Here is a 24,787-nt window from a genome sequence, read left to right on the forward strand (position 1 = left end):
CCCTCTTTGAGCGCGTGAAAGGCAGGAGCTAGGGAACGCGGATCGCCGCGCCGGTTTCGGCGGAGAAGTAGCGGAGGCGTTCCGGATTGACGGAGAAGGAGAGCCGGTCGCCGAGCCGGATCGGCGCGGCGTTCTCCGGCGACATGCGGGCGATGAAGGCGTTCTCGCCTTCCTTGACGCTCACCAGCGATTCATGCCCGAGCCCTTCGATGACGTCGGCCGTGCCGGTGACGCCATTTGCCGCCGCTCCGGCGTCCATGACGATGTCCTCTGGGCGGAAGCCGATCAGGAACTCCTGGTCGGCGATCCTGGAGCGCAGCACGGTCAGGCTCTCGAGCGGGACGGCGATGTTGACGCCGGCGCCGCGCGCGACGATGGCGCCATTGTCGGGAACGAGCCGGCAGCGCAGCAGGTTCATCGGCGGCGTGCCGATGAACTGCGCCACGAAGGTATTGGCCGGGTGCTGGTAGAGCTGCTGCGGCGTGTCGGCCTGCTGGATGCGGCCGCCATTCATGACGACGATCTTGTTGCCCATCGTCATCGCCTCGGTCTGGTCGTGCGTGACATAGATCGTCGTGATGCCGAGCGAGCGCTGCAGCCGCGTGATCTCGGCGCGGGTCTGCACGCGCAGCTTGGCGTCGAGATTGGAGAGCGGCTCGTCCATCAGGAAGAGTTTGGGCTCGCGGATGATGGCGCGGCCAAGGGCGACGCGCTGCCGCTGGCCGCCGGAAAGCTGCGACGGCTTGCGATGCAGCAGACGGGCGAGGTCGAGCGAGCGGGCGACCTCGCCGACACGGCGCTCGATGTCGCCGCGCGGCGCGTTGCGCAGCCGGAGCGCATAGGAAAGGTTCTGCGCCACGGTCATGTGCGGGTATAGCGCGTAGTTCTGGAACACCATGGCGATGTCGCGGTCGCGCGGCGAGACATGGTTGGCGGGCCGGCCGTCGATCCAGATCTCGCCGCCGGTGGCGCGTTCGAGGCCGGCGATCATGCGCAGCGTCGTCGACTTGCCGCAGCCGGACGGGCCGACGAAGACAACAAACTCGCCGTCGGCGATGTCGAGATTGATCCGGTCGACAGCGAGGTGGCCGTCATACTGCTTGGAGAGGTCTTCCAGGCGGGCGGTGCTCATGAGGGTCTCCGATCAACCTTTGACGCCGCCGGCCGTCAGGCCGTGGACGAGGTATCGCTGCAGGAAGAGGAACACGATGGCCGCCGGCAGCGTGACGACGGTCGCCGCGGTCATGACCTGATCCCAGGGGGTGACGTATTCGCCGCTGAACGAGGCGAGGCCGACGGAAACCGTCCAGTTCGCCGGCTGGCGCACGAACATCTGGGCGAAGAGATACTCGTCCCAGGCGATGATGAAGCAGAACAGGAAGGTCGAGGCGAGGCCGGGCAGCGACAGCGGCAGCGTGATGCGGAAGAAGGTGCCGACCCGCGACGCGCCGTCGATCAGCGAGGCCTCCTCCAGCGCGACCGGGATGCCGTCGAAGAAGGTCTTGAGCAGCGAGGTCGCGACCGGCACCAGCAGCGCCAGATAGGCGACGGTGAGGCCGGGCAGGCTGTTGAGCAGGCCGATCTTGCTGAACAGCACATACATCGGCATGGCGAGAAGGATGCCGGGGAACATCTGCGTCGCGAGCAGCAGGTATTCCGTGAAGCCGCGGCCGCGGAAGCGGAACCGCGACAGCGCATAGGCCATCGTCGCGCCGATGAAGGAAGCGAGGATCGCCGTGCCGAGCGCGACGCGGATGCTGTTCCAGAGCCAGGCGCCGAGCGCGGTATCCTGGAAGATCGTCACATAGGTCGAAAACACCGAATTGGCGCTCGGCAGCATCTCCGGCGGGTACTGGAACAATTGGCCGGAGGGGCGGATCGAGGTCACGAACATCCAGTAGAACGGGAAGACCGCGATGGCGCAGAGGATGAGGATCAGGGCGGCGAGCGTCAGCCGCCCCGCGATCCGGGAGAGGCTCGGCAGCAATGCCTCGCCGTGACGGGCGCTACGGACGTCAGGCATCATTTCCCCTCCGGACGATGAAGGCGTAGGCGAGCGTCAGCAGCATCGCCACGATCAGCAGGATCGAGCCCATGGCGAAGGCGGGGCCGGCCCGGAAGAAGCGGAACGCCTCGAAATAGACCTTCACGACCAGGGTGTTGGTGGCGCCGGCCGGGCCGCCCTGGGTCATCAGGAAGATGAAGACGAAGTTGCCGAAGCTCCAGATCGTCAGCAGCAGCACGACGATGGCGAGCACGTGCTTGAGGCCAGGAAGCGTGATGTCGAGGAAGCGGCGCACGGGGCCCGCGCCATCGATCTCGGATGCCTCGTAGAGTTCGTCGGGGATCGACTGCAGTCCGGCGAGCAGCACCAGCGTCGCGAACGGATAGGTCTTCCAGATGTTGAGGATGACGATGGCCGGAAGCGCCAGGTTCGGGTCGCTCAGCCAGTTCGGCTGGCCGGAAACAAACGGCAGCCAGCCGATGGCGTAGTTCACCACGCCGTAGTTCGGGTTGTACATCCACTGCCAGATCAGCGCGGCGACGACGTGCGGCACCGCCCAGGGCAGGATGATCAGCGTGCGGACGATGCCGCGGCCGGGAAAGGCGCGGGTGAGCACCAGCGCCGTGACGAGGCCGAGCCCGATGCTGCCCAGCACGGTGCCGAGCGAGAAGAACGCCGTGACATAGAGCGAGTGCCAGGTGTCGGGGTCGGTCAGGACCGACTGGTAGTTGGCGAGCGTGAAGGCCTCGGTGAAGGCCCGGCCGATGATGCGGCTGTTGGTGAAACTGATGCGGATCCCCCAGAGCAGGGGAATGATCACCAGCGCCGTAATGGCGAGGAGAAACGGAAGAACCATCACGGCCGGCAACCAGCGATCCTGGCTATCGGCATAGTGGACGGTCCTCACGCCCGCGACGCGGGCGGATGTCTGGGTGAGGGCCATGGACCACGCTCGTCTGGAGAGGAGGGATCCGGGCGACGAGGCTGTCGCGTCGTCGCCCGGACGGCGCTACGTCAGTTCTTGACGAGGGCGACGACCTGGGCCTGGGCTTCGGCCATGGCCTCGGCGACGGGCCGGTTCTTGTAGAGGATCTCCTCGACCTTATCGGCGATGATCTTCAGCACCTCGTTGCCATAAAGCTCGAGGCCGGCCGGCATGATCGAGACGGCGTACTTGTCCGAGGCTTCCTGGAAGGTGGCGAACCATGGATTCGCTTCGAGATAGCCGTCGGGCAGGCTGTTCAGGCGCGGCGACACCGCATTGGTGATGCCGACCATCTCCTTCTGCCACTTGGCGCTCTGCATGAACTCGATCAGCTTGAACGCCTCGTCCGGATGCGGCGCATCCTTCGGGATCGCCCAGAGCTGGAACGCCGCCGCCGTGCGGTGGCCAGGCCAGGGCATCGGCGCGGTGCGCAGGTCCTTGATGATGTCGGGATTGCCGGCCTTGGCGAAGCCCATCATCCAGGAACCGTCGAACAGCGTGCCGACCTTGCCCTGCCACCACATCTGCCGGTAGGTCGACTTGTCGACGTCACGCGGCATCACGCCGGCATCGAAGAGTTCCTTGAACATCGAGATCGCCTCGATGTTGCGGGGATCGTCGACCGTCGGCTTGCCGTCGATGGCGAAATGGCCGCCATTGGCGATCACCCACTGGGCCACATCCATGTAGGTCTGGATGTAGCTGCCCGGCTTGACCATGGCGGCGTAGCCGAACTGGTTCGGCGCCTTGGTCGTCTTCTTCGCCATTTCGAGGAAGTCCTTCGGATTGTCCGGGAACTTGTCGTAGCCGGCCTCCTTCAGGATCGTCTCGTTGTAGAAGGGCACGTAGTTGGCGACCATCTGGATGACGCCATAGGTGTGGCCATCGACCATCAGCGGCGACTCGAACTGGGCCGGGCTGTAGGTCTCCTTGCTGATGTCGCTCTTGGCGATGTAGTCGTCGAGCGGCAGCAGCAGGTCGTTGCGCAGGAAGTCGCCGATATTCATGTTCAGGAGATGGATGACGTCCGGCGGCGAGCCGGAGCCCATTTCCAGCAGCATCTGGTCGGCATAGGCGCCATAGGCGACGTTGTAGCCTTCCACCTTGATGTCCGGATTTTCATCCATGAAGGCCTTCACGACCTTCTCCATCCAGTCCTTGTTGCCGGGCTCGCCGAACCACCAGCTCGGCACGCGCAGCGTGACCGGCTCGGCGGAGGCGGCCATCGGGACCGATGCCAGCAGGGCGGCGGCCGCCCCGGCGAGTATCCCCTTTCGAATGGTGGACAAGACTTTCATAGAACTTCCCTTTCCCTCTGATCGCAGTTGCAGGACGTCGCGTTCAATCGGGACCAGTTCTCTGGCTTCTTGCTTTTGGAGGTCGCGCCTCGATCGTTTCAGGCATGCGCCAGACTTCGCCCTGCCGGTGGGCAGGGCGGTCGTCCGATGGCCGGAGGTTTGGGTCAGCGGCGGCCGAAGCCGCCGCCCGTTGTCAGTGACGGACCCGGTGCAGCGACAGCAGGAATTCCGTCAGCTCGTTCAGGCTCATCGCACTCTTCGGCGTGTCGAGCGCGATCTCGCCGCGGTCGAGCACGATCAGCCGGTCGGCCACCTCGTGCACGTTGGCGAGCGTGTGTTCGATGTAGATGCAGGAGCGGCCGCCGGCCTTGATCGACTGGATGAAGTCGAGCACGCGGCGCACTTCCTTGATGGCCAGCGCCACCGTGGGTTCGTCCAGGATGATCAGGTCGCTGTCGAAATGCATGGCGCGGCCGATGGCGACGCCCTGCCGCTCGCCGCCCGACAGCTTGCCGACGGTCGAGTCGACGCTGATGCCGCGCGAGCGAAAGCCGATGGTCGACTTCATGATCTGCTCGGCGATCCGCTTCTCCGCCTTCACGTCGATGAAGCCGAGGCGGTTGGTGATCGGTCGCCCGACGAAGAAGTTGCGCCAGAGCGGCTGCTTCTCGCCGAGCGACTTGTCCTGGTAGACGGTCTCGATGCGGAGTTCCTGGGCCTGCCGGACGGAATGCCCGCCAGCCTCCACTTCCTTGCCCTTGATGAAGAGCTTGCCGGCGGTCGGCGCCTCGACGCCCGTCATCACCTTGATGAGCGTCGATTTGCCGGCGCCGTTGTCGCCGATCAGGCCGACGATCTCGTTGCGTCCGATCGTCAGGTTCACGTTCTTGAGGCTTTCAACCTTGCCGTAGTGCTTCTGGATGTTGACCATCCGCACCAGATCGGTCGCGCCGTGTTCGGCCTGCATGCTCGTCATCTCCTAATGGGGTGCGGGTTCGCTGAGAGGCCTCAGCGAACGCCTTCCTCGACCAGCGGGGCGATCGCGTCGACATTGTCCTTGGTGACGACGCCGCCGCCGGTGTTCAGCATCAGGCCGGCGAGGCCGTAGCGCTTCTGCAGCACGGCTGCGACGACCGGCATGAAGCCCTGGAGGTAGGGCTGCTGGTCGACGACGACGGTGACGTAGCCCTTCTTGAGTCCGTCGATCGAGGCGGGCGAGATGTCGTAGCCGCCGGTGATGATCGAGCCCGGAGCCTTGCCGGCGGCGTCGAGCACCTTGGCGAGGATGGCGGTGATGCCGCCATGGCCGGGAACGGCGATCGCCTTCACGTCCGGGTGGCTTTCCAGGTAGGAGGCGAGCACCGGCACGGCGAGCGAGGGATCCTGCACCGCTTCGTTCGACCACTGCAGCTTGTCGTAGGCGACGCCGGCCTTATCGAATTCCTCGATCGTGCCGCGCGAGATGTCGGCATGGGCGGTCTGCTCGAAGGTGCCGTAGATCACGGCCTTGTCGCCCTTCTGCAGGCCGGCGGCGACCATCTTCTCGCCGAGCACGCGACCGGCTTCATAGTTGTCGAGGCCGAAATAGCTCAGATCCGTGCCGGGCAGGCGGGTATTGTTGGTGACGACGACGATGCCGGACGCCTTGGCCTCGTCGAGGAAGCGCTTCATCGAGTCGGTGCCGGAATGGCCCATGACGATGATCGCGTCGGGCTGGGAGGCGAGGGCCTGGTTGGCCTGCTCCAGCATCTTCTGCTGATCCCAGCCGGCATATTGCGGCATCAGCTTGACCTTGAGCATGTCGGCCGCCGCCTTGGCGCCGAGCTCGCGCGCCAGCGTGGTCGGGTCGCCGGAATTGCCGCCCATCTGGAAGTAGATGGTCATGCCCTCGCCGGTCAGCGCCGGTTCGGCCATTGCCGCGCCGGACATCAGGCCGGTCATGCCGAGGGCGGCGGCGGCCCCGAAGAGGAAACGTCTCGTGATCATGTTGTGGTCCCTATGTCTGTCAGGTGTTGTTTTCTTTTGTGCAAACGCGTCGAGGCGGTTTCGCCTCAACGTCTCAAGCGCATGCGGATCTTCTTGAAGAGCGGCACGCGATCGGGATCTTCGAGCGCCATGTTGAGCGTGACCGAAACGAGGAAAACGACGCCGATCAGGAAGCGGGTCCAGAAGCCCTGCACGCCGCTGGCGACCAGGCCGGCCTCGATGATGGCGACGATCAGCGCGCCGACGACCGTGCCGACGATCGTGCCGGCGCCGCCGAAGATGGACGTGCCGCCGATGAACACGCTGGCGACGACGATCAGCAGGTAGCCCATGCCCTGCGAGGAGAAGTAGGTGGTCGTCTCGAGCGTCAGCAGAATGCCGGCGAAGGCGGAAAGCAGGCCCATCAGCGTGAAGATCTTGAGCTTCTCGCGGTCGACCCGGATGCCGACGACATGGGCGACGCGGGCGTTGTCGCCGATGAAGAGGACGTTCTCGCCGAAGCGGTGGCGGTTCAGGATGAACCACAGGAAGACCGCGACCGCGAGCGCCCAGAGCGCCTGTACCGGCAATACGCCGATCCGTCCGGCGAACACCGAATGGATGGCGGTGTCGGTGATCGAAGGCACGGCGACGGTGAGGCCGTTCGAGACGATCGTCACCAGGCCGCCATAGAGGAAGAGCGTGGCCAGCGTCGTGATCATCGACGGAATGCCGAGCTGCGTGACGATCACCCCGTTGATGAAGCCGAGCACGACGCCGACGGCCAGCGCCGCCGCGAAGGCGAGCCAGGTCAGCTCGTAGTTCTTGAACAGGATGGCGAACACATAGCTGGAGAAGGCGACGATCGACGGGAAGGAGAGGTCCATCTCTCCCGCCACGACGACGAAGGTGAGGCCGAGCGCGAGGATCATCGGCGGCGGCACGTTCGCGAGGAACGTCATGTAGATGCGGTAGCCGAGGAAGGTCTGCGGCGCCGTGACCATGAAGATCGCGATCAGCAGGGCGAAGACGGCGAGGATGGCCATGCCCTCGACGGCGAAGATGCGCCGGCTGAGGGAAAGCCGCAGGCCTGCGGCTGACGTGTCGTTCGAAGCTTGCATGGCCATGGTCTTCTTCCGCTTAGAGGACGCCGTGGCGGGCGTAGACGTCGCGCAGATACGCGCCGTTCCGGAGGTCATCCATCGAGCTGTCCTCGCTGGCGACCTTGTCGAACGCGATCTTCAGGACTTCGGCCTCGACCGCCTGCGGGATGACGACGACGCCATCTGCATCGCCGAAGACGAGGTCGCCGGTGCTGACGCGCACGCCGGCGCAGATGACCGGGACGTCGATGGCCGCGATCTGGCCGCGACCCTTGGAATCGAGCGGCGCGATGCCGGCATGGAAGACCGGAAGCTTCAGCTCGCGGATCGTCTTGATGTCGCGCACGAAGCCGTCGGTGACGCAGCCGACCGCCTGGCGCCCGACCGCGGCGGTCGAGAGCAGGCTGCCCCAGGGAGCGATGCGGCTGGAGCCGCCGCAGGCGAGGATCGGCACTTCGCCGGGCTTCAGGTCGTCGATGAGCTTGATCTCCAGCTCATACGGATTGACGTCGGGATCGACGTGAGCCGTCTCCACATAGATGCCGGTGCGGGCGCGGCCGCAGAGAACCAGCGCATCGTCGAGCGGCCGGATCTTGGACGGCATCGCCTGCGACGTGACGCCGACGGCGTCGAGCGCATCCGACAGGACGGCGGCGTAGAGCTTGTTCCAGCCGGGGGGCAGAGGGGCAGTGGACGTCATGGGAGATCCTGTCACTAGAGCAATCAGACGGATTCGGCCGGCACGGCATGGCCGCTGCCGCCGACGAGAAAACCGAAATCGACGCCGCGGTCGGCCTGCTGGACGTTGTCGAGGAACATCCGGCCATAGCCGCGGTCGTAGTGGGGTTTGGGCGGCGTCCACTCGGCCCGGCGACGGGCGAGTTCGGCCTCGGAAACATCGAGATGCAGGCGGCGCGTCTCGACATCGAGCTCGATGAAGTCGCCCGTCCGCACCAGGGCGAGCGGGCCGCCGATGGCGGCTTCCGGCGCGACGTGGAGCACGACCGTGCCGAAGGCGGTGCCGCTCATGCGCGCATCCGAGATGCGCACCATGTCGAGCACGCCGGCGGCGCGCAGCTTCTTCGGCAGCGGCATGTTGCCGATCTCCGGCATGCCGGGATAGCCGATCGGGCCGCCATGCTTGAGCACCAGGATGCTGTCGGCGTCGACGTCGAGATCCGGATCGTCGATGCGCTTCTTGAAGTCGGGCATGTTCTCGAAGACGACGGCGCGTCCGCGATGCTGCATCAGCTCGGGCGAGGCGGCGGACGGCTTGATGACAGCGCCGGAGGGGGCGAGGTTGCCCTTCAGCACGGCGATGCCGCCGAGCGGCTTGAACGGTTCGTCGAGCGTGCGGATGACGGCGCGGTCGAGGCATTCGGCCTCGTCGAGGCGATCGGCGATGGTGCCGCCCTCGACCGTGATGCAGCCGCCATGCAGCAGCGGCTTCAGTTCCTTCATCAGCGCCGGCAGGCCGCCGGCGTAGCAGAATTCCTCCATCAGGAACTGACCGGAGGGCATCAGGTCGAGCAGGCAGGGGACGATGCGGCCGAGCCGGTCCCAGTCGTCGAGCGTCAGTTCGAGGCCGAGGCGTCCGGCGAGCGCGATCAGGTGCACCACCGCGTTGGTCGAGCCGCCGATGCCGCCATTGACGACGATGGCGTTCTCGAGCGCCTCGCGCGTCACGATCTTCGACATCGGCACGTCGCGGCGCACCAGGTCGACGGCGTGATGCCCGGCCTTCTCGGCGAGCACGGCGCGGCGGCTGTCGACCGCCGGCCAGGTCGCATTGTAGGGGAGGGCGATGCCCATCGCCTCGGCGAGGCTCGCCATGGTCGATGCCGTGCCCATGGTCATGCACGAACCGGGCGAGCGGCTCATGCCGGCTTCGGCCTCGTAGAATTCTTCGGGGCTCATCGCGCCGATCTGCACGGCCTCGGCGAAGCGGATGACGTCGGTGCCGGAGCCGACCGGCTTGCCGCGCACCCGGCCGTTCAGCATCGGGCCGCCGGAGACGAGGACGGTCGGCAGGTCGACGCTGGCGGCGCCCATCAGCAGGGCGGGGGTGGTCTTGTCGCAGCCGGCGAGCAACACGACGCCGTCGATCGGGTTGGCGCGCAGCGTCTCCTCGACGTCGATGCTGACCTGATTTCGGTAGAGCATCGCCGTCGGGCGGACGAGCGTCTCGCCGAGGCTCATGACCGGGAATTCCAGCGGCAGGCCGCCGGCGACGAGGATGCCGCGCTTCACATGCTCGGCCAACTGCCTGAGATGCGCGTTGCAGGGGGTGAGTTCCGACCAGGTGTTGCAGATGCCGATGACCGGGCGGCCGTCGAACATCTCCGACGGGATGCCCTGGTTGCGCATCCAGCTGCGGGCATAGAAGCCGTATTTGTCGGGGCGGCCAAACCACCGCTCGCTCCGAAGCGGCTTGCGCTCGCTCATCGGATCATTCTCCTCTGCCCGGATCTCGCGATCCGGTTTCCCTGAAGGCTCGTTTTTTGAACCCGTTCGATACGTTGATATGTATCGTTAAAGTGGATGCTAAGCGGCAGGCCGGACACGAGTCAATTTAGAAAATTCGCGGAATGCTGCTTTTTCGACGACTTCGCTCGTTCGAGAAACACACGACAGGCGATACGCGCCTATGACGATAAATGGCCAAACAACAGGGTTTCCCGCCTGCGCGAGGCAGGCGGGCCATCCGGCCGGGTACGGCGCGCCGTTCGGGGGTCGCTAGTGCGATTCCCGCGGGACATAGTCGCCGCTGCCGCCGACCAGGAAGTCGAAATCGACCCCTGAATCGGCCTGCATGACGTGATCGACATAGAGTCGTTCGTAGCCGCGCCCATAGGGCGACACGAAGGGCTTCAATTCGGCGCGGCGGCGCTCCAGTTCGGCGTCGTCGACTTCGAGATGGATGGAGCGTCCCGGCACGTCGAGCGCGATCATGTCGCCGTCACGGACCAAAGCGAGGGGACCGCCGGCCGCCGCTTCCGGCGCCACATGCAGCACGACGGTGCCGAAGGCGGTGCCGCTCATGCGCGCGTCGGAAATGCGCACCATGTCGGTGATCCCCTGGCGCAGCAGCTTGGCCGGAATCGGCATGTTGCCGATCTCCGCCATGCCCGGATAGCCGCGCGGGCCGCAGTTCTGCAGCACCAGCATGCTGTCCTTGTCGACCGGCAGGTCCGGATCGTCGATGCGCGCCTTGAGGTCGTCGGCGGACGTGAACACGACGGCCCGGCCGCGATGGACGAGCAGTTCCGGCGTCGCCGCCGACGGCTTGATCACCGCGCCGGAGGGCGCGAGGTTGCCGCGCAGCACCGCGATGCCGGCCTTGGGCCGGAACGGCTGGTCCAGCGGGCGGATCACCCGCTCGTCGAAGCGGACGGCTCCCGCATTGTTTTCCGATTGTGTGCGGCCGGTGACGGTAAGCGCGTCGCCATTCAAGAGCGACGCGATCTCGTTCAGCACGGCCGGCACGCCGCCGGCGCGGAAGAAGTCTTCCATCAGATATTCGCCGGATGGCATCAGGTTGAGCAGGCAGGGCACTTCGCTGCCGAGCCGGTCCCAGTCCTCCAGCGTAAACGGCACGCCGAGGCGGCCGGCGATCGCCAGCAGGTGCACGACGGCGTTGGTGGAGCCGCCGAGCGCCGCATTGAGCACGACGGCGTTCTCGAACGCCTCGCGCGTCAGCACCTTGGAGAGACGCAAGCCTTCATGCGTCATCGCGACGATGCGCTTGCCGGCCTCGAAGGAAATCGCGTGGCGGCGGGCGTCGACGGCGGGGATGGCGCCATTGCCGGGGAGGGCGACGCCGAGCCCCTCGCAGAGGCTCGCCATGGTTGAGGCGGTGCCCATCGTCATGCAGGAGCCGGTGCTGGGCGACATGGCGGTTTCGGCCGCCATGAAGTCCTGCAGCGACATCGTGCCGGCGCGCACGGCTTCCTTGAAGCGGATGACGTCGGTGCCCGAGCCGATGCGGCGGCCTTCCCACGATCCCGAAAGCATCGGTCCGCCGGAGACGACGATGGTCGGGACGTCGACGCTGGCGGCGCCCATCAGCGCCGCCGGCGTGGTCTTGTCGCAGCCGACGAGAAGGACGACGCCGTCGATCGGATTGGCGCGGATCGAGGCCTCGACATCCATGCTGGCGAGGTTGCGGAACAGCATCGCCGTCGGGCGCATCAGCGCCTCGCCGAGCGAGGTGACCGGGAACTCCAGCGGAAAGCCGCCGGCGGCGTAGACGCCGCGCTTCACATGTTCGGCCAGTTCGCGCAGATGGCCGTTGCACGGATTGAGGTCCGACCAGCTGTTGCAGATGCCGATGACCGGGCGGCCGTCGAACATCTCGGCCGTGTGGCCCTGGTTGCGCAGCCAGCTTCGGTAGATGAAGCCGTAGGAATCCTGGCGGCCGAACCATTGCCGGCTGCGCAGGCCTTTCTTGTCCTTGTCGTCCGCCATGTCGATCCCGTCAGCGGCTGGAGGTAAGATGGTGCGGTTTGGCTCGCTCAGACGGCGAGGCCGCCATGCCACCAGTGCTCGAACGGGTTGGAATTCAGGATGTAGTCGATCGTCGTGTCGGCGACGCGCGGCAGCGGCGTGCCTTCGACCTGGCTGTTGATGTTCTTCAGGCCTTCGACCGATTCCGCCACGCGGGCGAACGGGAAATCGGTGCCCCAGAAGATCTTGTTGCGGTCGGTGATCGTGTATTCCTGGGCGCAGACCAGGATGTTGTAGAACTGCCAGGGACGGTAGTGCAGGGCCGACACCTCGCAATAGACGTTCGGCTGCTTGCGGGCGACGACGATGCATTCCTCGTACCAGGGGTGGCCCATATGGGCCATGATCATCTTCAGGTCCGGATAGCGCAGGGCGATCGTGTCGACATCGAGCGGGCGGCCGTAGTTGACCGGGGCGTTGCGGCCGTAGGTCGTTCCCATATGCATGGTCAGCGGCAGATTGTTCTTCTGCAGATATTCGTAGACCGGCTCGAGGCGCGGATCGAGCAGCGAGACGCCGTTGTAGATCGGGCCGAACTTGACGCCCTTGAGCTTCAGGTCCTCGATCGCATGCACGAGCAGATCCATGCAGTTCGGCATGCGGGGATCGACGGCGGCGAAGCCGACGAACTTGTCGGGATACTTGGCGACGGCGGCGGCGGTCACCTCGTCATTGCCGTCGACGCCGATCGAATCCGCGTAGCGCAGCGAGAAGATGATCGCCTTGTCGACGTCGGCCATCTCGCGGGCCAGCGTGTCCGCGTCCGCCTTGGGCGCGAGGCCGGCGGCGCGCGCCAGCCCGGCCTGCTTGGCGTAGAGCGGCGTAACCTGGTCGTCGTTGTAGATGTTGACGTGGCAGTCGACGAGCATGATCGGCCCCTTGATATGTCTGGATTAGGTGTTCTTGTTATTTAACGTTAAATTACACAACTCTGGACCCTGTCAAGTGGCGGATCGCGATTTTGGGGATTGCTTCCTCGGCGAAAAGTCGCTGAATGATCGGGTAATTCAAGAGTTGAAGCGTTGAGTCGCGGGCCGGGGTGGGCCATCGATATCCCCGCGCCAAAAGAGGATGTTCAATCCCATGTCGGACGCAAATTCCGGCCGTGCTCCACCAAAACGTGTCACGATAAAGGACGTTGCCAAGGCCGCCGACGTCTCGCCGATGACCGTTTCCAACGTGATCAACGGCAAGCACCAGTTCGTCAGCGAGCGCACCCGCAAGGCGGTCGAGCGCGAGATCGCGCGGCTCAATTACCGTGTCCAGCATAGCGCGCGTAGCCTGCGCGTGGCGCGCCGCCGTTCGGTCGGCATGATCTTCGTCGACGACGCGCCGTCCTTCCTCGCCGACCATTTCAACGCGCATGTCGTCGCCGGGCTCTGCAACGTGCTGAGCGCCGCCGACCACACCGTGACCGTGCAGGGCATCCGCGCCGACCATTTCAACCAGTCGTCGATCATCCGCAATTTCGCCGTCGACGGCTTCTGCGTCGTGCTGTCCGGCCTGCCGGACGAGCGCAGCGCCATCCTGGACAGCCTGATCAACCTGGACCAGCCGCTCGTCCTGATCCAGGAGCCGATCGCCTCGCCCAACGAGGAAACCTGCATCGTCCGCCAGGACGACGCCGCCGGCGGCAGGCTGCTCGCCGATCATCTCGCCGCCCGCCGCGTCGATAGCGTGCTTGTCGTCGTGCCCAGCCAGAACTGGCCGGCGATCGACCAGCGCGTCGCCGGCCTGCGCGAAGGCTTCCAGGCGGCAGGCGGCAATGTGCGCATCGACGTCGTGCAGGCCAAGACCGAGGATTTCGACAGCGCCCGCGCCGCGGTCACGACCTATCTCGATCACCATCCGCTGCCCGATGCGATCGTCGGTGGCAATGACCGCTTCGCCATCGCGGCGATGTCGATCCTGCTCGATCGCGGCATTCCCGTGCCGGACCGGGTCAAGATCACCGGCTTCAACGGCTTCGAGCAGCGCCGCTATGCGAGGCCGCTGGTGACGACGGTGATTTCCTCCGCCTACGAACTGGGCGAGCGGGCAGGGGAGGTGCTGTTGACCCGCTTCGAGAAGGGCCGGTTCCCGACCCGCGAACTGGTGCTGCCGGTCTATTTCGAGTCGGGCGAGACGACCTGACGCCGCTGCGATCGGCGATTTTTCCAAGCTTCGGCGAAGGGGCGTCTTGCCTCTTCCGGGTCTTCGCCCGCCCGGCCGCCACGGTAGCCCCCGGCCGTCCCGCCTCCGGCGTTCCCCCGGCTCGACGGGGCGATCGCGGCTGTCCCCACAGACCCCATGCCTACGGGCGGCTTGTGGCCTGAAATGCTGTATACCCGAGGCGGGCCGCCGGATCCGAATCGGTGGTCGAGTTGGCTTGAAGGAGCAAGTCGGCGCAAGAGGCCACGACGAAATCCCGCCGGTTCAGTACCATCCGGTGGAGCGAGATGAGGGAACGACGCCGCGATGGAATCCAGTCCGAACAAGGTCAGCCGGCAGGGTCTCCCATCCCAGGTCGCCGCCTTCGTGCGCGTCGAGATCCTGCGCGGTAACCTGAAGCCCGGCGACCGGCTGCCTACCGAACAGGAGTTCGCGGCGATGCATGGCGTGAGCCGCGCCGTGATCCGCGAGGCGATCGCCAAGCTGCGGCATGAGGGGCTCGTCGTCTCGCGCCAGGGCATTGGCGCCTTCGTCGCGTCGCCCGAGGCGGCGAACTCGCTGACGCTGGAGCCGAACAGCCTCGCCGTGCCGGAGGACTATCGCCACCTCTACGAGTTGCGGCTGATGCTGGAGACGGGCGCGGCCGAACTGGCGGCGATCCAGCGCACGGACGAAGACCTCGCCGAGATGGCGCGCTGCATCGACAACATGGCAAAGGTGAAGGATCTGCACGGCGCCTATGTCGAGACCGACATCGCGTTCCACCGCGCCGTCGCCGGCGCGACCAAGAACCCGTTCGTGTCGCTGTTCATTTCCTTCGTCGACGTGAAGCTGCAGGAGAGCATCCTGGTGGCGCTGCGCTCGCTCGATTTCGCCACGACCTCGGCGATCTCGCGCGGCGAGCACCAATTGATCTACGACGCGATCGCGGCCGGCGACCCCGCTGCCGCGGCCGCCGCGATGCGCTCCCACCTCACCAATTCCTCCCGCCGCCTGGGGTTGTAAGGGCGGGCGGATCCACCTCCCGAATGCAAATCGCCCCGCAGGTTTCCCGGCGGGGCGATGGATCGTGTCAGTGAGCCGTCGCGTTCAGGCGACGGGGACCATCGTGCCGGTTTCGCCCGATTTCAGCATCGCCTCGACCACCTGGACCGAGTGCAGGCCGACGGCGGCGTTGCCGCAATTCTCGATCTCCTGGCCGAGGCAGAGGTCGACGAAGGCCTCGACCGGGGTCGTGCAGGTATAGGCGCCGGCGCCCGGCTCGATCGCCATTTCCTCGTCCTCGCCGTCCAGCCGGCGCAGCCAGAGCCGCTCGCGCTCGACGTCGAGCAGCAGCATGCCCTCGGTGCCGAACAGGCGGATATCGACCTGGAACGGCGAGCCGGGCGGCACGGAGGCGGAGCCCGACAGCGATCCGGTCGCGCCGCCGGCGAAGGTCATGGCGAGCGCATTGTGGATGTCGGTGTCGATCCGGGACTTGCCGAGCAGGGCGAAGACGGAATCGGGCTCGAGCCCGGTGACGTAGAACAGGCCGCCCAGCATGTGGACGAGCTGGCCCCAGCCATAGCCGCCGGCGCCCGGATGGGCCCAGGTGGCGCGCTCGGGACGGAACATCTCCTTCTCGGTACCCTGCAACTCGCCGCCCGAGACGAGGTCCTCGATCGGCGTCGCCATCTGCGCCGACACATGGCGGATGCGGCCGATGCGGCCCGACGCGACCAGTTGGTGCGCCTTCTTGAAATATGGCTGGAAGCTCCAGCCATAGGGCACGAGGATCTCGCGGCCGGCCTTCTCGGCCGCCGCGATCAGCCGGCGGGCATCGGCCGAATTGGTCGCCATCGGCTTCTCGACCATGACGTGGCTGCCCTTGGCCAGCGCCGCCATCGCCTGCTCGGCATGGAGATGATGCGGCGAGGCGACGATCACGCCGTCCATCTCGACATTGTCGAGCAGTTCCTCATAGGTCTCGTAGGCGTGCGGGAAGCCAAAGGCTTCCTTGACCTTCGCGAGCTCCGCCGCGCCGGGCCGCGCGACGCCGACCAACTCGACATTCGGGTTGCGCTGCAGGATCGGCAGATGGTTGGCGACGGCCCAGGAGCCGGCGCCGATGATGCCGATGCGCGCCTTGCGCCCGGCCTGGGCTGTCTCAGCCATGCTTGCTCCTCCCGGCGCGATCAGCGGCGCTTGGCGCCGGGGACGAAGGGCTCGCGGTCGAGCCACTTGCGGTACATGTCCGGCACGGCGCATTCCGGGTCGTTGAAATAGGCCTTGTAGTCGACGCCGCCGACGAGGGCGATGTTGCCCCAGGGGTCGAGCGCGCCGGAACGGACGATGACCTTGGCCTTCTGTGCCAGCGGGCCGACCGTGTCCTCATAGGTGACCGGCACGAAATCGCGCTCGTCGAACCAGGTGGTGAGCGAGCGATAGAGCGGCTTGTTATGCTCGGCGACCTGCGAGGCGAACATCACCTTCTCGACGATCAGTTCCGGCGCAATCACCGAATAGAGCTGGTCGAGCGTCGGCAGGTCGGCGCTGATGGCGAGGTCGATGCGCCAGGCGTTCGCGGGGATCGGGAAGCCCGCATCGACGATCATCAGGATGTCGCCATGGCCGATCGTGGCGATGGCCTTCGAGAGTTCGGCGTTGAGAATACCGGAGCGCTTCATGGATGTTTCCTCTGTTAGGCCGCGCTGATCGCGCGATCGAGTTCTGCGTGGGTGACGTCGCGAACGATCTCCTCGACGACCTTGCCATGGCGGAACAGCAGGATGCGGTCCGACAGGCGGGCGAGCTCGAGCGAATCCGACGAGGTGAAGACCACGGCGGCGCCGGAATCCGCGATGCCGCGCAGGATGTGGTAGATCTCCGACTTCGCGCCGATGTCGACGCCGCGCGTCGGGTCGTCGAGCATCAGCACCTTGGGCTGCATGACCAGCCAGCGCGCGATCAGCGTCTTCTGCTGGTTGCCGCCCGAGAGCGAGGTGATGCGGTTCAGGATGGACGAGGTGCGCACCGAGAGCCGGCGGATGGCGTCGAGCGCCTTGTTGCGGCGCTCCCTGCCGGTGCTGGCATGCATCGCCTCGTCGGTCGCCTCGGCGTTCCGCAGCACGCTCATCAGCGGCAGGATGCCCTCGCGCAGGCGGTCGGCCGGCAGATAGGCGACGCGGCTGCGGATGGCGGCGCGCGGCGACGAACGGCCGATCGGGCGGCCCGAAATGGCGATCGTGCCCGAGGTGGCGTGATCCATGCCGAAGATGTGGCGTAGCAGCGAGGAGGGGCCGGAATCGGGCAGGCCCGCCAGCGCGACGATCTCGCCGGCACGCACCTTGAGCGAGGCGCCGGCCAGCTCGCGGCCATGCACGTCGGTGACGTCGAGCAGCACTTCATTGGTCGGGCGCGGCTTGACTTGGGCCGGGAAGATTTCGGCCGGCTGGCGGCCGAGCATCGCGTCGACGACCTTCTCGTGGTCGAACTCGGCGACAGGGCGCGTCGTGATCAGCGTGCCGTCGCGGATGACGGAGATGCGGTCGGCGATCGAGAAGATCTCGCCCAGCTTGTGCGAGACATAGATGATGGTGACGCCGACGGATTTCAGATGCCGGATACGCTCCAGCAGGCGCGCCGCTTCGGCGGCGTTGAGGGCCGAGGTCGGCTCGTCGAAGATGATGACCTTGGCGTCCCAGGTCAGCACCTTGGCGATCGCCACCAGCTGCTTGTCGGAGGAGGAGATGTCGCCGACCCGCATGGACGGCAGGATCTTCTGTTCCTGGAGCTCGTCGAGCGCCTTGCGCGCCCGTGCGGCCATGGCGGCCTTCGACGGCTTGACGAAGCCGCCGTCGTCGATGCCGAGGGCGATGTTCTCGGCGACGGTCAGGTTGTCGAACAGGTCGAGCTCCTGGTGCACGACGCCGATGCCGCTGGTCAGCGCATCGCGTGGCGTCTTCATGCGGAGCTCGGTGCCGAGGGGGCCGATGATGGCCCCCTCGCTCAGGTTGTAGACGCCCGCGATCAGCTTGATCAGGGTCGACTTGCCCGCCCCGTTTTCACCGACGAGCGCATGCACCTCGCCTTGCTTGAAGTCGATGCTGACTTTGCGCAGCGCCCAGAAGCTCCCGAAGGATTTTCCCAAGTCGCGAAGCTGGAGCATCGAAGTCATCGGCGCATACTCTCGTTCTGGATCATCTAGGCAGGGCAGGGGCAGCAGGCCTTACTCGGCCTGGTGCTTCTCGACGTTGGACTTGTCGATCACTTCGACGCCGGTGTCGGTGTGGCTCGGGGGCATCTTGCCCTCGGCGTAGATCTCGTTGAGCACGACGACCGCGTCATGGCCCTGGCGCTGCGGGTTCTGCGTGATGGTCGAGGTCAGCGCGCCCGAGATGATCAGCTCGCGGGTCTGCGGCAGCAGGTCGGAGCCTACGACCGGGATCTTGCCGGCCATGCCGTTGCGCTCGAGATACTGGCCGATCGCCGGGAACGAGCAGCAATCCAGCGAGATGATGCCGGTGATGTCGGGGTTGGCGAGGACGGCGTTCTCGATCGCGGCGTAGATCTGCTGCGGCTCGTTGGTGGTGTTGATCAGGCCGGCGATGGCGATGTCGGGGTGCTTGGCGAGCGCCTGGCGGGCGCCGTTCTCGCGGTCCTTCGACCACTGGGCAGCGGCGTCGACCGTGAAGATCAGGATCTTGCCCTTCTCGCCCATCTCCTTGACGAGGGTCTCGCCCATGACGACGCCCGAATAGACGAGGTCCTGGCCGACGAAGGTCAGGCGCTGCGAAGCCGGATTGTCGGTGTTGAAGGTGACGACCGGGATGCCGGCGGCGAGCGCCTTGTTGATCACCGGCGCGAGAGCGTCGGTCGAGGACGAGGAGACGGCGATGCCGTCGACGCCCTTGGTGATCCAGTTCTCGAGCTCGGCCACCTGCTTCTCGGCGCCGCCGCCGACCGGGCCGGTGAACAGCGCGTTGACGTTCAGCTCCTTGCCGGCCGCCTCGGCGCCGGTGCGCATCGGCACGGCCACCGAAAGGGCGGGGTCATGGTAGGAGACGACGAAGGTCGGCTTTTCCTTGGCCTCGGCGCGGGCCTTGATCGCCGGCGACAGGGTGAAGTCCGCGGCGGCTGCCGGGACGAGCAGGGCGAGCGTGGCGAGGCCCGCAAACAGGGTAGCGCGTAGCATGGTGGTTTCCTCCCAGGTGAAGTTCGCTTCGTCCGAAGTTCGTTCAGTCCGAAGTTCGTTGGTTCGCGTGTTGGTTGGCTATTTCTTCGATGTCAGTCCGCCGATCAGCGCCGCCGTCAGCACGACCGCTCCGATCAGGGTCGTCTGCCAGAAGGGCGTGACGCCGAGCAGGATCAGGCCATTGCGGACGACGCCGATCAGCAGCACGCCGAGCAGGGTTCCGGGGATGGAGCCCTCGCCGCCGCCGAGCCGCGTGCCACCGATGATGACCGCGGCGATGACGTCGAGCTCCAGGCCGATGCCCGTGACGGGCTGGACGTTCTCGAGAAAGCCGAAGTTGATGATGCCGGCGAACGAGGCGAGCAGGCCGGCGATGGCGAAGGCGACGATCTTGGTGCGCGACACCGGCACGCCGACGATGCGCGCGGCGCGGTCGTTGCCGCCGACGGCGAAGATGTGGAAGCCGAAGGTCGTCCGGTGGAGCAGGAAGAAGCCGATGGCCGCGACGACAATCAGGACCAGGACCTGGTTCGACAAATTGCCGATCAGCCGGCCCTGGGCGATGCCGGTGAGGATCGGCGCGGCGCCCTGGCCGTGCGGCAGCGAGACGGGCATGCCGTTGCTCATGACGAGCGTGGCGCCGCGGATCAGGTAAAGCGTGCCGAGCGTGGTGATGAAGGACGGGATGCGGCCGACGACGGTGATGGCACCGTTCATGGCGCCGATGCCGAGGCCGAGCAGCAGCGTGATCAGGATCGCCGCCGTCTCCGGCACGCCACCGACGATCAGGAGGCCGCCGACCATGCCGGCGAAGCCGTAGAGCGAGCCGACCGAGAGGTCGACTTCCGAGATGATCAGCACATAGGTGGCGCCGACGGCGAGCACGCCGAGCAGCGAGATCTGGCGCAGCAGGTTGAGGATGTTGGTGCCCGTCAGGAAGACCGGGCTTGCCACGGCGAAGACGATGCAGAGCGCCAGCAAGGCTCCCAGCACACCGGCTTCACGGGTCAGCAGCAACCCTCGGAGCGATTGCGTCCATCCGCTCTGCGCGGCGTTGCCCGTTGCGACGTTGGTCATCATCCTGTCTCCCTCGCATCGTCGCAGCCCAGCGCGGACGATCTCGTATCCGTTGTTCCGCGCAGCCGGCCGCCATCAGGCGCCCCGGCTCGCGGGTCGTTCATCGATTGGAATGGAAAGGCGCGGCCGGGACCGGTCCGCTTGGAGGTGGGCCGGCGGCGCGAGGCCGCCGACCCTGCCGCTTATTTGAGTTCGCCGGCGAACACGGTAAGCTTCAGGTCCGGCAGGATCGCCGCCATGTTGTCCTTGCTGACGGTAAGGATCGGCAGGACCACTTCCTTCTCGGTCTTGCCGCCTTCCAGCTTGGCGATGACGCTTTCGCCGGCCGTCTTGCCCATCAGGTAGGGCTGCTGCATGCCGCTGGCGACGATCGAGCCGTCCTCGATCATCGGCAGGAACTCCGGCACGCCGTCAAAGGCGCCGATCAGCGTCTCGCCGCCGCGGCGCATGGCGTCGACGGCGCGCTTGGCGCCGAGCGTCGGCGAATCCGTCTGCACGAAGATACCGCGCATTTCGGGATGCGCCGTCAGCATGTCCTGCACGAAGCGATAGGTCTCGTCGGCGGTGTAGGTCTGCATCTCGTTGCGGGCGACGATCTTGTTGCCCGCCTCTTCCATCGCCCGGACGAAGCCGTTGGTGCGCTTGACGCCGTTCTGGCGCGCCTGGGAGATGGTGACCATGCCGACCTCGGCGTTCTTCCAGCCCTTGGCCTCGAAGGCCTTGGCCAGCGCCTTGCCGACGTCATAGGCGCCGGCCTCGTCGTTCGACGTGACGAAGGTGACGTATTCGCCCGAGGTGGTGCCGATGCCGGCGAAGCTCACCGGGACGCCCGCCTTCTGGGCGAGGTTGAGCACGGCCGGCGCGGTCGAGGAGTCGGTCGGCGAGAGCACGATGCCGCTGGCGCCCTTTACGAGCGCATCCTGCGTGTTCTGCAGCTGCGTCTGCGTGTTGTTGCGGCTGTCGAGCGCGACGAAATCATAGCCGTGCTCCTTCGCCGCCGCTTCGACGCCCTTCGACACGTAGCGCCAGAAGGGCGCGTCGAGACCGGCCGAAAGATAGACGATCTGCTTGCCTTCGGCCTGCGCCGCCGACGGCATGCCGGCCGCGGCCACGAGGGCCGCCGCGCCGGCGAGCGCGATGAGCGCCCGCTTGGTGATGTTCATGATTTCCTCCCTCCTCGACGGCGGCCTTCGCCGCCCCTCCTGTCGCGCCTAGGGCGCGCCGACAATGCCCTCCGAGATCAGGCGATCGATCTCTTCGGTTTCGAAACCCGCATTGGCCAGGACCTCGCGGCTGTGCTCGCCGACCAGCGGCGCGCCTCTCTCCACGGTCGACGGGGTCTTGCTGAAGCGGATGGGGAATCCGGGGGTCTTCAGGTGACCCTCGGTGTGGTGGTCGTATTCGACGAAGCTGCCGTTGAACTTCACCTGCGGATCCTCGACCGTCGCGGCGAAGTCGTTGACCGGGCCGGCCCAGAGGCCGAGCGCCAGCATGGCGTCGATCAGTTCGGCGCGCTTCCAGCCGCGGCTGTGCTTGGCGACCAGCTGATGGATGAGGTCGCGCTGCTCGAACGGGTCGACGTCGTCGTTCATCGCCAGGAAGGCGGGCTCGTTGAACAGTTCGCCGAGCTTGGCGAGCTGCGGGAAGGCGAGGGCGACATAGCCGTCCTGCGTCTCGAACACGCCGTAGGGGGCGCGGATATAGACGTGGCCGTGCGGCTCCTGCGTGCGCTTCTGCGGTTTGCCGTCGATGGTGAAGACCGACAGCTCCTGCATCTGGAACGAGATCGCGGCGTCGAGCATGTTGACCTCGACGAGCTGGCCCTCGCCGGTGCGCTCGCGGTGCAGCAGTGCCGCCAGCGCGCCCTCGAAGGCGGCATAGGCGGTGGTCGCGTCGACGACATACTGGCCGACCGGCTGCGGCGGGCCGTCGGCCTGGCCGGCGGAATACATGGCGCCGGAAAGCGCCTGCAACAGCAGGTCCTGGCCCGGGCGGGCGGAATAGGGGCCCTCGGCGCCGTAGCCGGAGATCGAGACATAGATCAGGCGCGGGTTGATCGCTTTCAGCGTGTCGTAGTCGACGCCGAGCTTCTTCGCCACATGCGGGCGGTAGTTCTGCATGAAGACGTCGGCGTTCTGGACCAGCTTGTGCAGGGCGGCCTGGCCCTGCGGCGACTTCAGGTTGATCGCCAGGCTGCGCTTGTTGCGGTTCAGCGACAGGAACGAGGCGTTGATGGTGCGGGCGCCGCCGCCGGCCGGCATGCGCCGCTGCCACTCGCCCTCGACCGGCTCGACCTTGATCACGTCGGCGCCGATGTCGCCCATGCGCTGCGCCGCGAACGGGCCCGACATCGCGACCGTGCAATCGAGCACGCGGTAGCCCGAAAGGATCTGGGCCTTGTTCCGCACTTCCTGGCTCATCGCCACTCCCATTTCCGTCGTTTCTGCGCCCGGTTTTGGTGGGCGGCGTTTGATGATTGTTGATAGCGCTAACAAGTTTCTATATCTGTTAGCGCCAACATAGGGGGCTGTCAATGCGCCGAAGACGATTTGGAAATGCTCCAGCCGGGACGGGCGTTGTCACCATGGCGGACGTCGCCGCGCGGGCCGGCGTCTCGGCCCAGACCGTGTCGCGCGTCATCGGCCGGCCGGAGATGGTGACCGAGGAGACGCGCAAGCGGGTCCAGGATGCCATCCGCGAGCTCAACTACATCCCGAACGAGGCGGCGCGGAACCTCGCCTCCAATAACAGCCGCGTCGTCGCCGTCGTCATCCCGACGCTGTCGAGCTCCGCCTTCGCCGCCCAGGTCAAGGCGACGATCGACACGCTCGAATTGCGCGGCATCTCGGTGGTGATCGGCAACAGCGAATATTCGGTGCTGCGCGAGGAGCAGATCATCCAGACGCTGCTGGAACGGCGGCCGATGGGCTTCATCCTGACCGGCCTGCACCACACGCCGCGCGCCATGGACCTGCTGCGCCAGAGCGGCGTGCCGGTGGTCGAGACCTGGGACACCGACGCGCGGCCGATCGACTGCGCCGCCGGCTTCTCCAACATCGCCGCCGGCCGCGACGTCGGCGCGCTGCTCTTGAAGCGCGGCGCCCAGCGCATCGCCTTTGTCGGCGGCGCCGCCTCGCAGGATTCGCGCGCCAATGGCCGTTTCATCGGCCTCGCCAAGGCGGTCGCCGAGGCCGGCCTGCCGCCGCCGGTGCGTATCGAGCTGGTGCTGCCGATGAGCACCCAGGACGGCATTCACGGCCTCGACGCGGTGCTGGCGCAGGCGCCGCTGACCGATGCGATCTTCTTCTCGGCTGACAGCCTGGCGCTCGCCGCGCTGCTCGAATGCAACCGGCGCGGCCTGCGCGTGCCCGAGCAACTGGCGATCTGCGGCTTCGGCGATTTTGACCTGGCGGGGCTGGTGACGCCGTCGCTGACGACCGTGCGGATTCAGCCGGACGTGATGGGCCGGACCTCGGCGGAATTGCTGCTGGCGCGCGTCGATGGCGACGAGGCGCCGACGACGGTCGCCCTGCAGCACCAATTGATCCGTCGCGGCAGCGCCTGACGCCGCCGCGACGCTTCTTCTATTTTTTCAGGGGGATGGCGGCAAAGCGCAGCGTCCCGAAATGGCCTCAGATCCGGTACCAGCCTTCGGCCGTGGTGCGGAAAAGCTGGCGCTGCTCGTCGGCCGAATAGCCGGAAACGATCTCGCGATAGGCGTTCACGACGGTCGGATAATCGCTGAACAGGCCGTCGAGCGGCCAGTTGGTGCCGAACATGCAGCGCGACGGGCCGAAGGCCTCGATGCAGACCTCGATCCAGGGCCGGATCGTCTCCACCGTCCAGCCATGGTCGACCATGGCGAGTCCGGACAGCTTGCAGGCGACATTCGGCGCCTCGGCCAGATGCCGGATCGCCTTCCGCCATTCGTTGAAATAGGGGACGGTGCGTTCCTTCGGGAAACCGCAATGGCCGAGGATGATGGTCGAGCGCGGGAAATCGCGCGCGAGGTCGAAGGCCTTGCCCATCTGCGGCCAGCCGGCGTCCATGTCGTAGATCAGGTCGCGCTTCTGCAACTCGTTGAATCCACGACGGAAAGACGGATCCGCGAGGAAGTCGAGGCCGATGAAGGAGAGCATGCGCACGCCGCGGAAATTGGCGTGCTGCATGTGCCGCTCGAGCTCGGAGGCGGCATTGTCGGCGGCGAGATCGACGCGCGCGATGATGCCGTTCGGCATGCCGTGCTTGTCGGCGACTTCCTGCAGCCAGGCGGTCTCGCGCACGGTGTCGATTTCGCCGTCGGCGGTCTCGATATGCACGGACTTGATCAGGTTGACCGGCGCGCCCTCGCGCTGCAGATCGGTGACCAGATAATCCTTCATGATGGCGGAATAGTCGCCCGACGGGTGGCCGACGAACGGCTTGTCGGTCAGCCAGCCATAGCGGATGCCGCTCTTCAGGTCCCACAAGTGGTGGTGGGCGTCGACGAATTCGAACGCTTCGGTGGTCATGTTTCCTCCCGGT

At 66.3% G+C, this 24,787-nt stretch carries 22 protein-coding genes; 3 read left to right on the forward strand and 19 right to left on the reverse strand.

Annotated features, from left to right (window positions below; all coding sequences use genetic code 11):
* Window positions 1-28: 28 nt before the first annotated feature.
* The 11 genes from WFK98_RS01790 to WFK98_RS01840 form a co-directional block, all read right to left on the reverse strand.
* Window positions 29-1,132 carry an ABC transporter ATP-binding protein gene (locus WFK98_RS01790; RefSeq protein WP_336799075.1) on the reverse strand — a complete coding sequence of 368 codons (1,104 nt, stop codon included), beginning with the start codon at window positions 1,130-1,132 and terminating at the stop codon, window positions 29-31.
* Window positions 1,133-1,144: 12 nt separating this feature from the next.
* A complete protein-coding gene (locus tag WFK98_RS01795) occupies window positions 1,145-2,023 on the reverse strand; it encodes a carbohydrate ABC transporter permease (RefSeq protein ID WP_336799076.1) in 879 nt (292 codons plus the stop codon).
* Window positions 2,016-2,948: a carbohydrate ABC transporter permease gene (locus tag WFK98_RS01800; protein WP_336799077.1), complete on the reverse strand. Its 933-nt coding sequence runs from the start codon at window positions 2,946-2,948 to the stop codon at window positions 2,016-2,018. The genes WFK98_RS01795 and WFK98_RS01800 overlap by 8 nt, the downstream gene beginning before the upstream one ends.
* A gap of 71 nt (window positions 2,949-3,019) precedes the next feature.
* The gene (locus WFK98_RS01805; RefSeq protein WP_266339122.1) at window positions 3,020-4,288 is read right to left on the reverse strand and encodes an ABC transporter substrate-binding protein; all 1,269 of its coding nucleotides are present in this window, start codon (window positions 4,286-4,288) and stop codon (window positions 3,020-3,022) included.
* Between the two features lie 193 nt (window positions 4,289-4,481).
* On the reverse strand, window positions 4,482-5,255 hold the full coding sequence (locus tag WFK98_RS01810) for an ATP-binding cassette domain-containing protein (RefSeq protein WP_336799078.1): 774 nt from the start codon (window positions 5,253-5,255) through the stop codon (window positions 4,482-4,484).
* A 41-nt stretch (window positions 5,256-5,296) separates the two neighbouring features.
* Window positions 5,297-6,274: a substrate-binding domain-containing protein gene (locus WFK98_RS01815; RefSeq protein WP_336799079.1), complete on the reverse strand. Its 978-nt coding sequence runs from the start codon at window positions 6,272-6,274 to the stop codon at window positions 5,297-5,299.
* A 65-nt stretch (window positions 6,275-6,339) separates the two neighbouring features.
* The gene (locus WFK98_RS01820; protein ID WP_336799080.1) at window positions 6,340-7,380 is read right to left on the reverse strand and encodes an ABC transporter permease; all 1,041 of its coding nucleotides are present in this window, start codon (window positions 7,378-7,380) and stop codon (window positions 6,340-6,342) included.
* 13 nt (window positions 7,381-7,393) lie between these two features.
* A complete protein-coding gene (locus tag WFK98_RS01825) occupies window positions 7,394-8,056 on the reverse strand; it encodes an RraA family protein (protein WP_336799081.1) in 663 nt (220 codons plus the stop codon).
* A 23-nt stretch (window positions 8,057-8,079) separates the two neighbouring features.
* The gene (locus WFK98_RS01830) at window positions 8,080-9,801 is read right to left on the reverse strand and encodes an IlvD/Edd family dehydratase (protein ID WP_336799082.1); all 1,722 of its coding nucleotides are present in this window, start codon (window positions 9,799-9,801) and stop codon (window positions 8,080-8,082) included.
* Between the two features lie 291 nt (window positions 9,802-10,092).
* On the reverse strand, window positions 10,093-11,823 hold the full coding sequence (locus WFK98_RS01835) for an IlvD/Edd family dehydratase (protein ID WP_336799083.1): 1,731 nt from the start codon (window positions 11,821-11,823) through the stop codon (window positions 10,093-10,095).
* A 47-nt stretch (window positions 11,824-11,870) separates the two neighbouring features.
* Window positions 11,871-12,731: an amidohydrolase family protein gene (locus WFK98_RS01840; protein ID WP_266339129.1), complete on the reverse strand. Its 861-nt coding sequence runs from the start codon at window positions 12,729-12,731 to the stop codon at window positions 11,871-11,873.
* Window positions 12,732-12,945: 214 nt separating this feature from the next.
* Between WFK98_RS01840 and WFK98_RS01845 the strand changes: the two genes are divergently transcribed.
* Window positions 12,946-13,995: a LacI family DNA-binding transcriptional regulator gene (locus tag WFK98_RS01845; protein ID WP_266339130.1), complete on the forward strand. Its 1,050-nt coding sequence runs from the start codon at window positions 12,946-12,948 to the stop codon at window positions 13,993-13,995.
* Window positions 13,996-14,319: 324 nt separating this feature from the next.
* The gene (locus tag WFK98_RS01850) at window positions 14,320-15,018 is read left to right on the forward strand and encodes a FadR/GntR family transcriptional regulator (RefSeq protein ID WP_266339131.1); all 699 of its coding nucleotides are present in this window, start codon (window positions 14,320-14,322) and stop codon (window positions 15,016-15,018) included.
* Between the two features lie 84 nt (window positions 15,019-15,102).
* On the opposite strand, the gene WFK98_RS01855 is transcribed toward WFK98_RS01850, so the two are convergent.
* The 7 genes from WFK98_RS01855 to WFK98_RS01885 all read right to left on the reverse strand — a co-directional run bounded on the left by WFK98_RS01855 (window position 15,103) and on the right by WFK98_RS01885 (window position 22,683).
* Window positions 15,103-16,167 (reverse strand): Gfo/Idh/MocA family protein, encoded by a 1,065-nt coding sequence (locus WFK98_RS01855; RefSeq protein ID WP_336799084.1) that lies wholly within the window; start codon window positions 16,165-16,167, stop codon window positions 15,103-15,105.
* A 20-nt stretch (window positions 16,168-16,187) separates the two neighbouring features.
* Complete coding sequence (rbsD, locus tag WFK98_RS01860) at window positions 16,188-16,679, reverse strand: D-ribose pyranase (protein ID WP_336799085.1); 492 nt, start codon at window positions 16,677-16,679, stop codon at window positions 16,188-16,190.
* A gap of 14 nt (window positions 16,680-16,693) precedes the next feature.
* A complete protein-coding gene (locus WFK98_RS01865) occupies window positions 16,694-18,169 on the reverse strand; it encodes a sugar ABC transporter ATP-binding protein (protein WP_336799086.1) in 1,476 nt (491 codons plus the stop codon).
* Window positions 18,170-18,220: 51 nt separating this feature from the next.
* Entirely contained in the window at window positions 18,221-19,186 is a 966-nt protein-coding gene (locus WFK98_RS01870) for a sugar ABC transporter substrate-binding protein (protein WP_266339136.1), read from the reverse strand.
* Between the two features lie 78 nt (window positions 19,187-19,264).
* Entirely contained in the window at window positions 19,265-20,263 is a 999-nt protein-coding gene (locus WFK98_RS01875) for an ABC transporter permease (RefSeq protein ID WP_266339137.1), read from the reverse strand.
* A gap of 182 nt (window positions 20,264-20,445) precedes the next feature.
* Window positions 20,446-21,426 carry a substrate-binding domain-containing protein gene (locus WFK98_RS01880; RefSeq protein ID WP_336799087.1) on the reverse strand — a complete coding sequence of 327 codons (981 nt, stop codon included), beginning with the start codon at window positions 21,424-21,426 and terminating at the stop codon, window positions 20,446-20,448.
* A 48-nt stretch (window positions 21,427-21,474) separates the two neighbouring features.
* On the reverse strand, window positions 21,475-22,683 hold the full coding sequence (locus WFK98_RS01885) for a CaiB/BaiF CoA transferase family protein (protein WP_266339386.1): 1,209 nt from the start codon (window positions 22,681-22,683) through the stop codon (window positions 21,475-21,477).
* 164 nt (window positions 22,684-22,847) lie between these two features.
* Between WFK98_RS01885 and WFK98_RS01890 the strand changes: the two genes are divergently transcribed.
* Window positions 22,848-23,828, forward strand: a complete 981-nt coding sequence (locus WFK98_RS01890; protein ID WP_266339387.1) for a LacI family DNA-binding transcriptional regulator — start codon at window positions 22,848-22,850, stop codon at window positions 23,826-23,828.
* 67 nt (window positions 23,829-23,895) lie between these two features.
* Here the strand turns inward: WFK98_RS01890 and WFK98_RS01895 are convergent, their stop codons facing one another.
* Window positions 23,896-24,774 (reverse strand): amidohydrolase family protein, encoded by an 879-nt coding sequence (locus WFK98_RS01895; RefSeq protein WP_266339139.1) that lies wholly within the window; start codon window positions 24,772-24,774, stop codon window positions 23,896-23,898.
* Window positions 24,775-24,787: the final 13 nt, after the last annotated feature.

Origin of the sequence: Kaistia sp. MMO-174, assembly GCF_037147815.1 — a bacterium.
Classification (GTDB): domain Bacteria; phylum Pseudomonadota; class Alphaproteobacteria; order Rhizobiales; family Kaistiaceae; genus Kaistia; species Kaistia nematophila.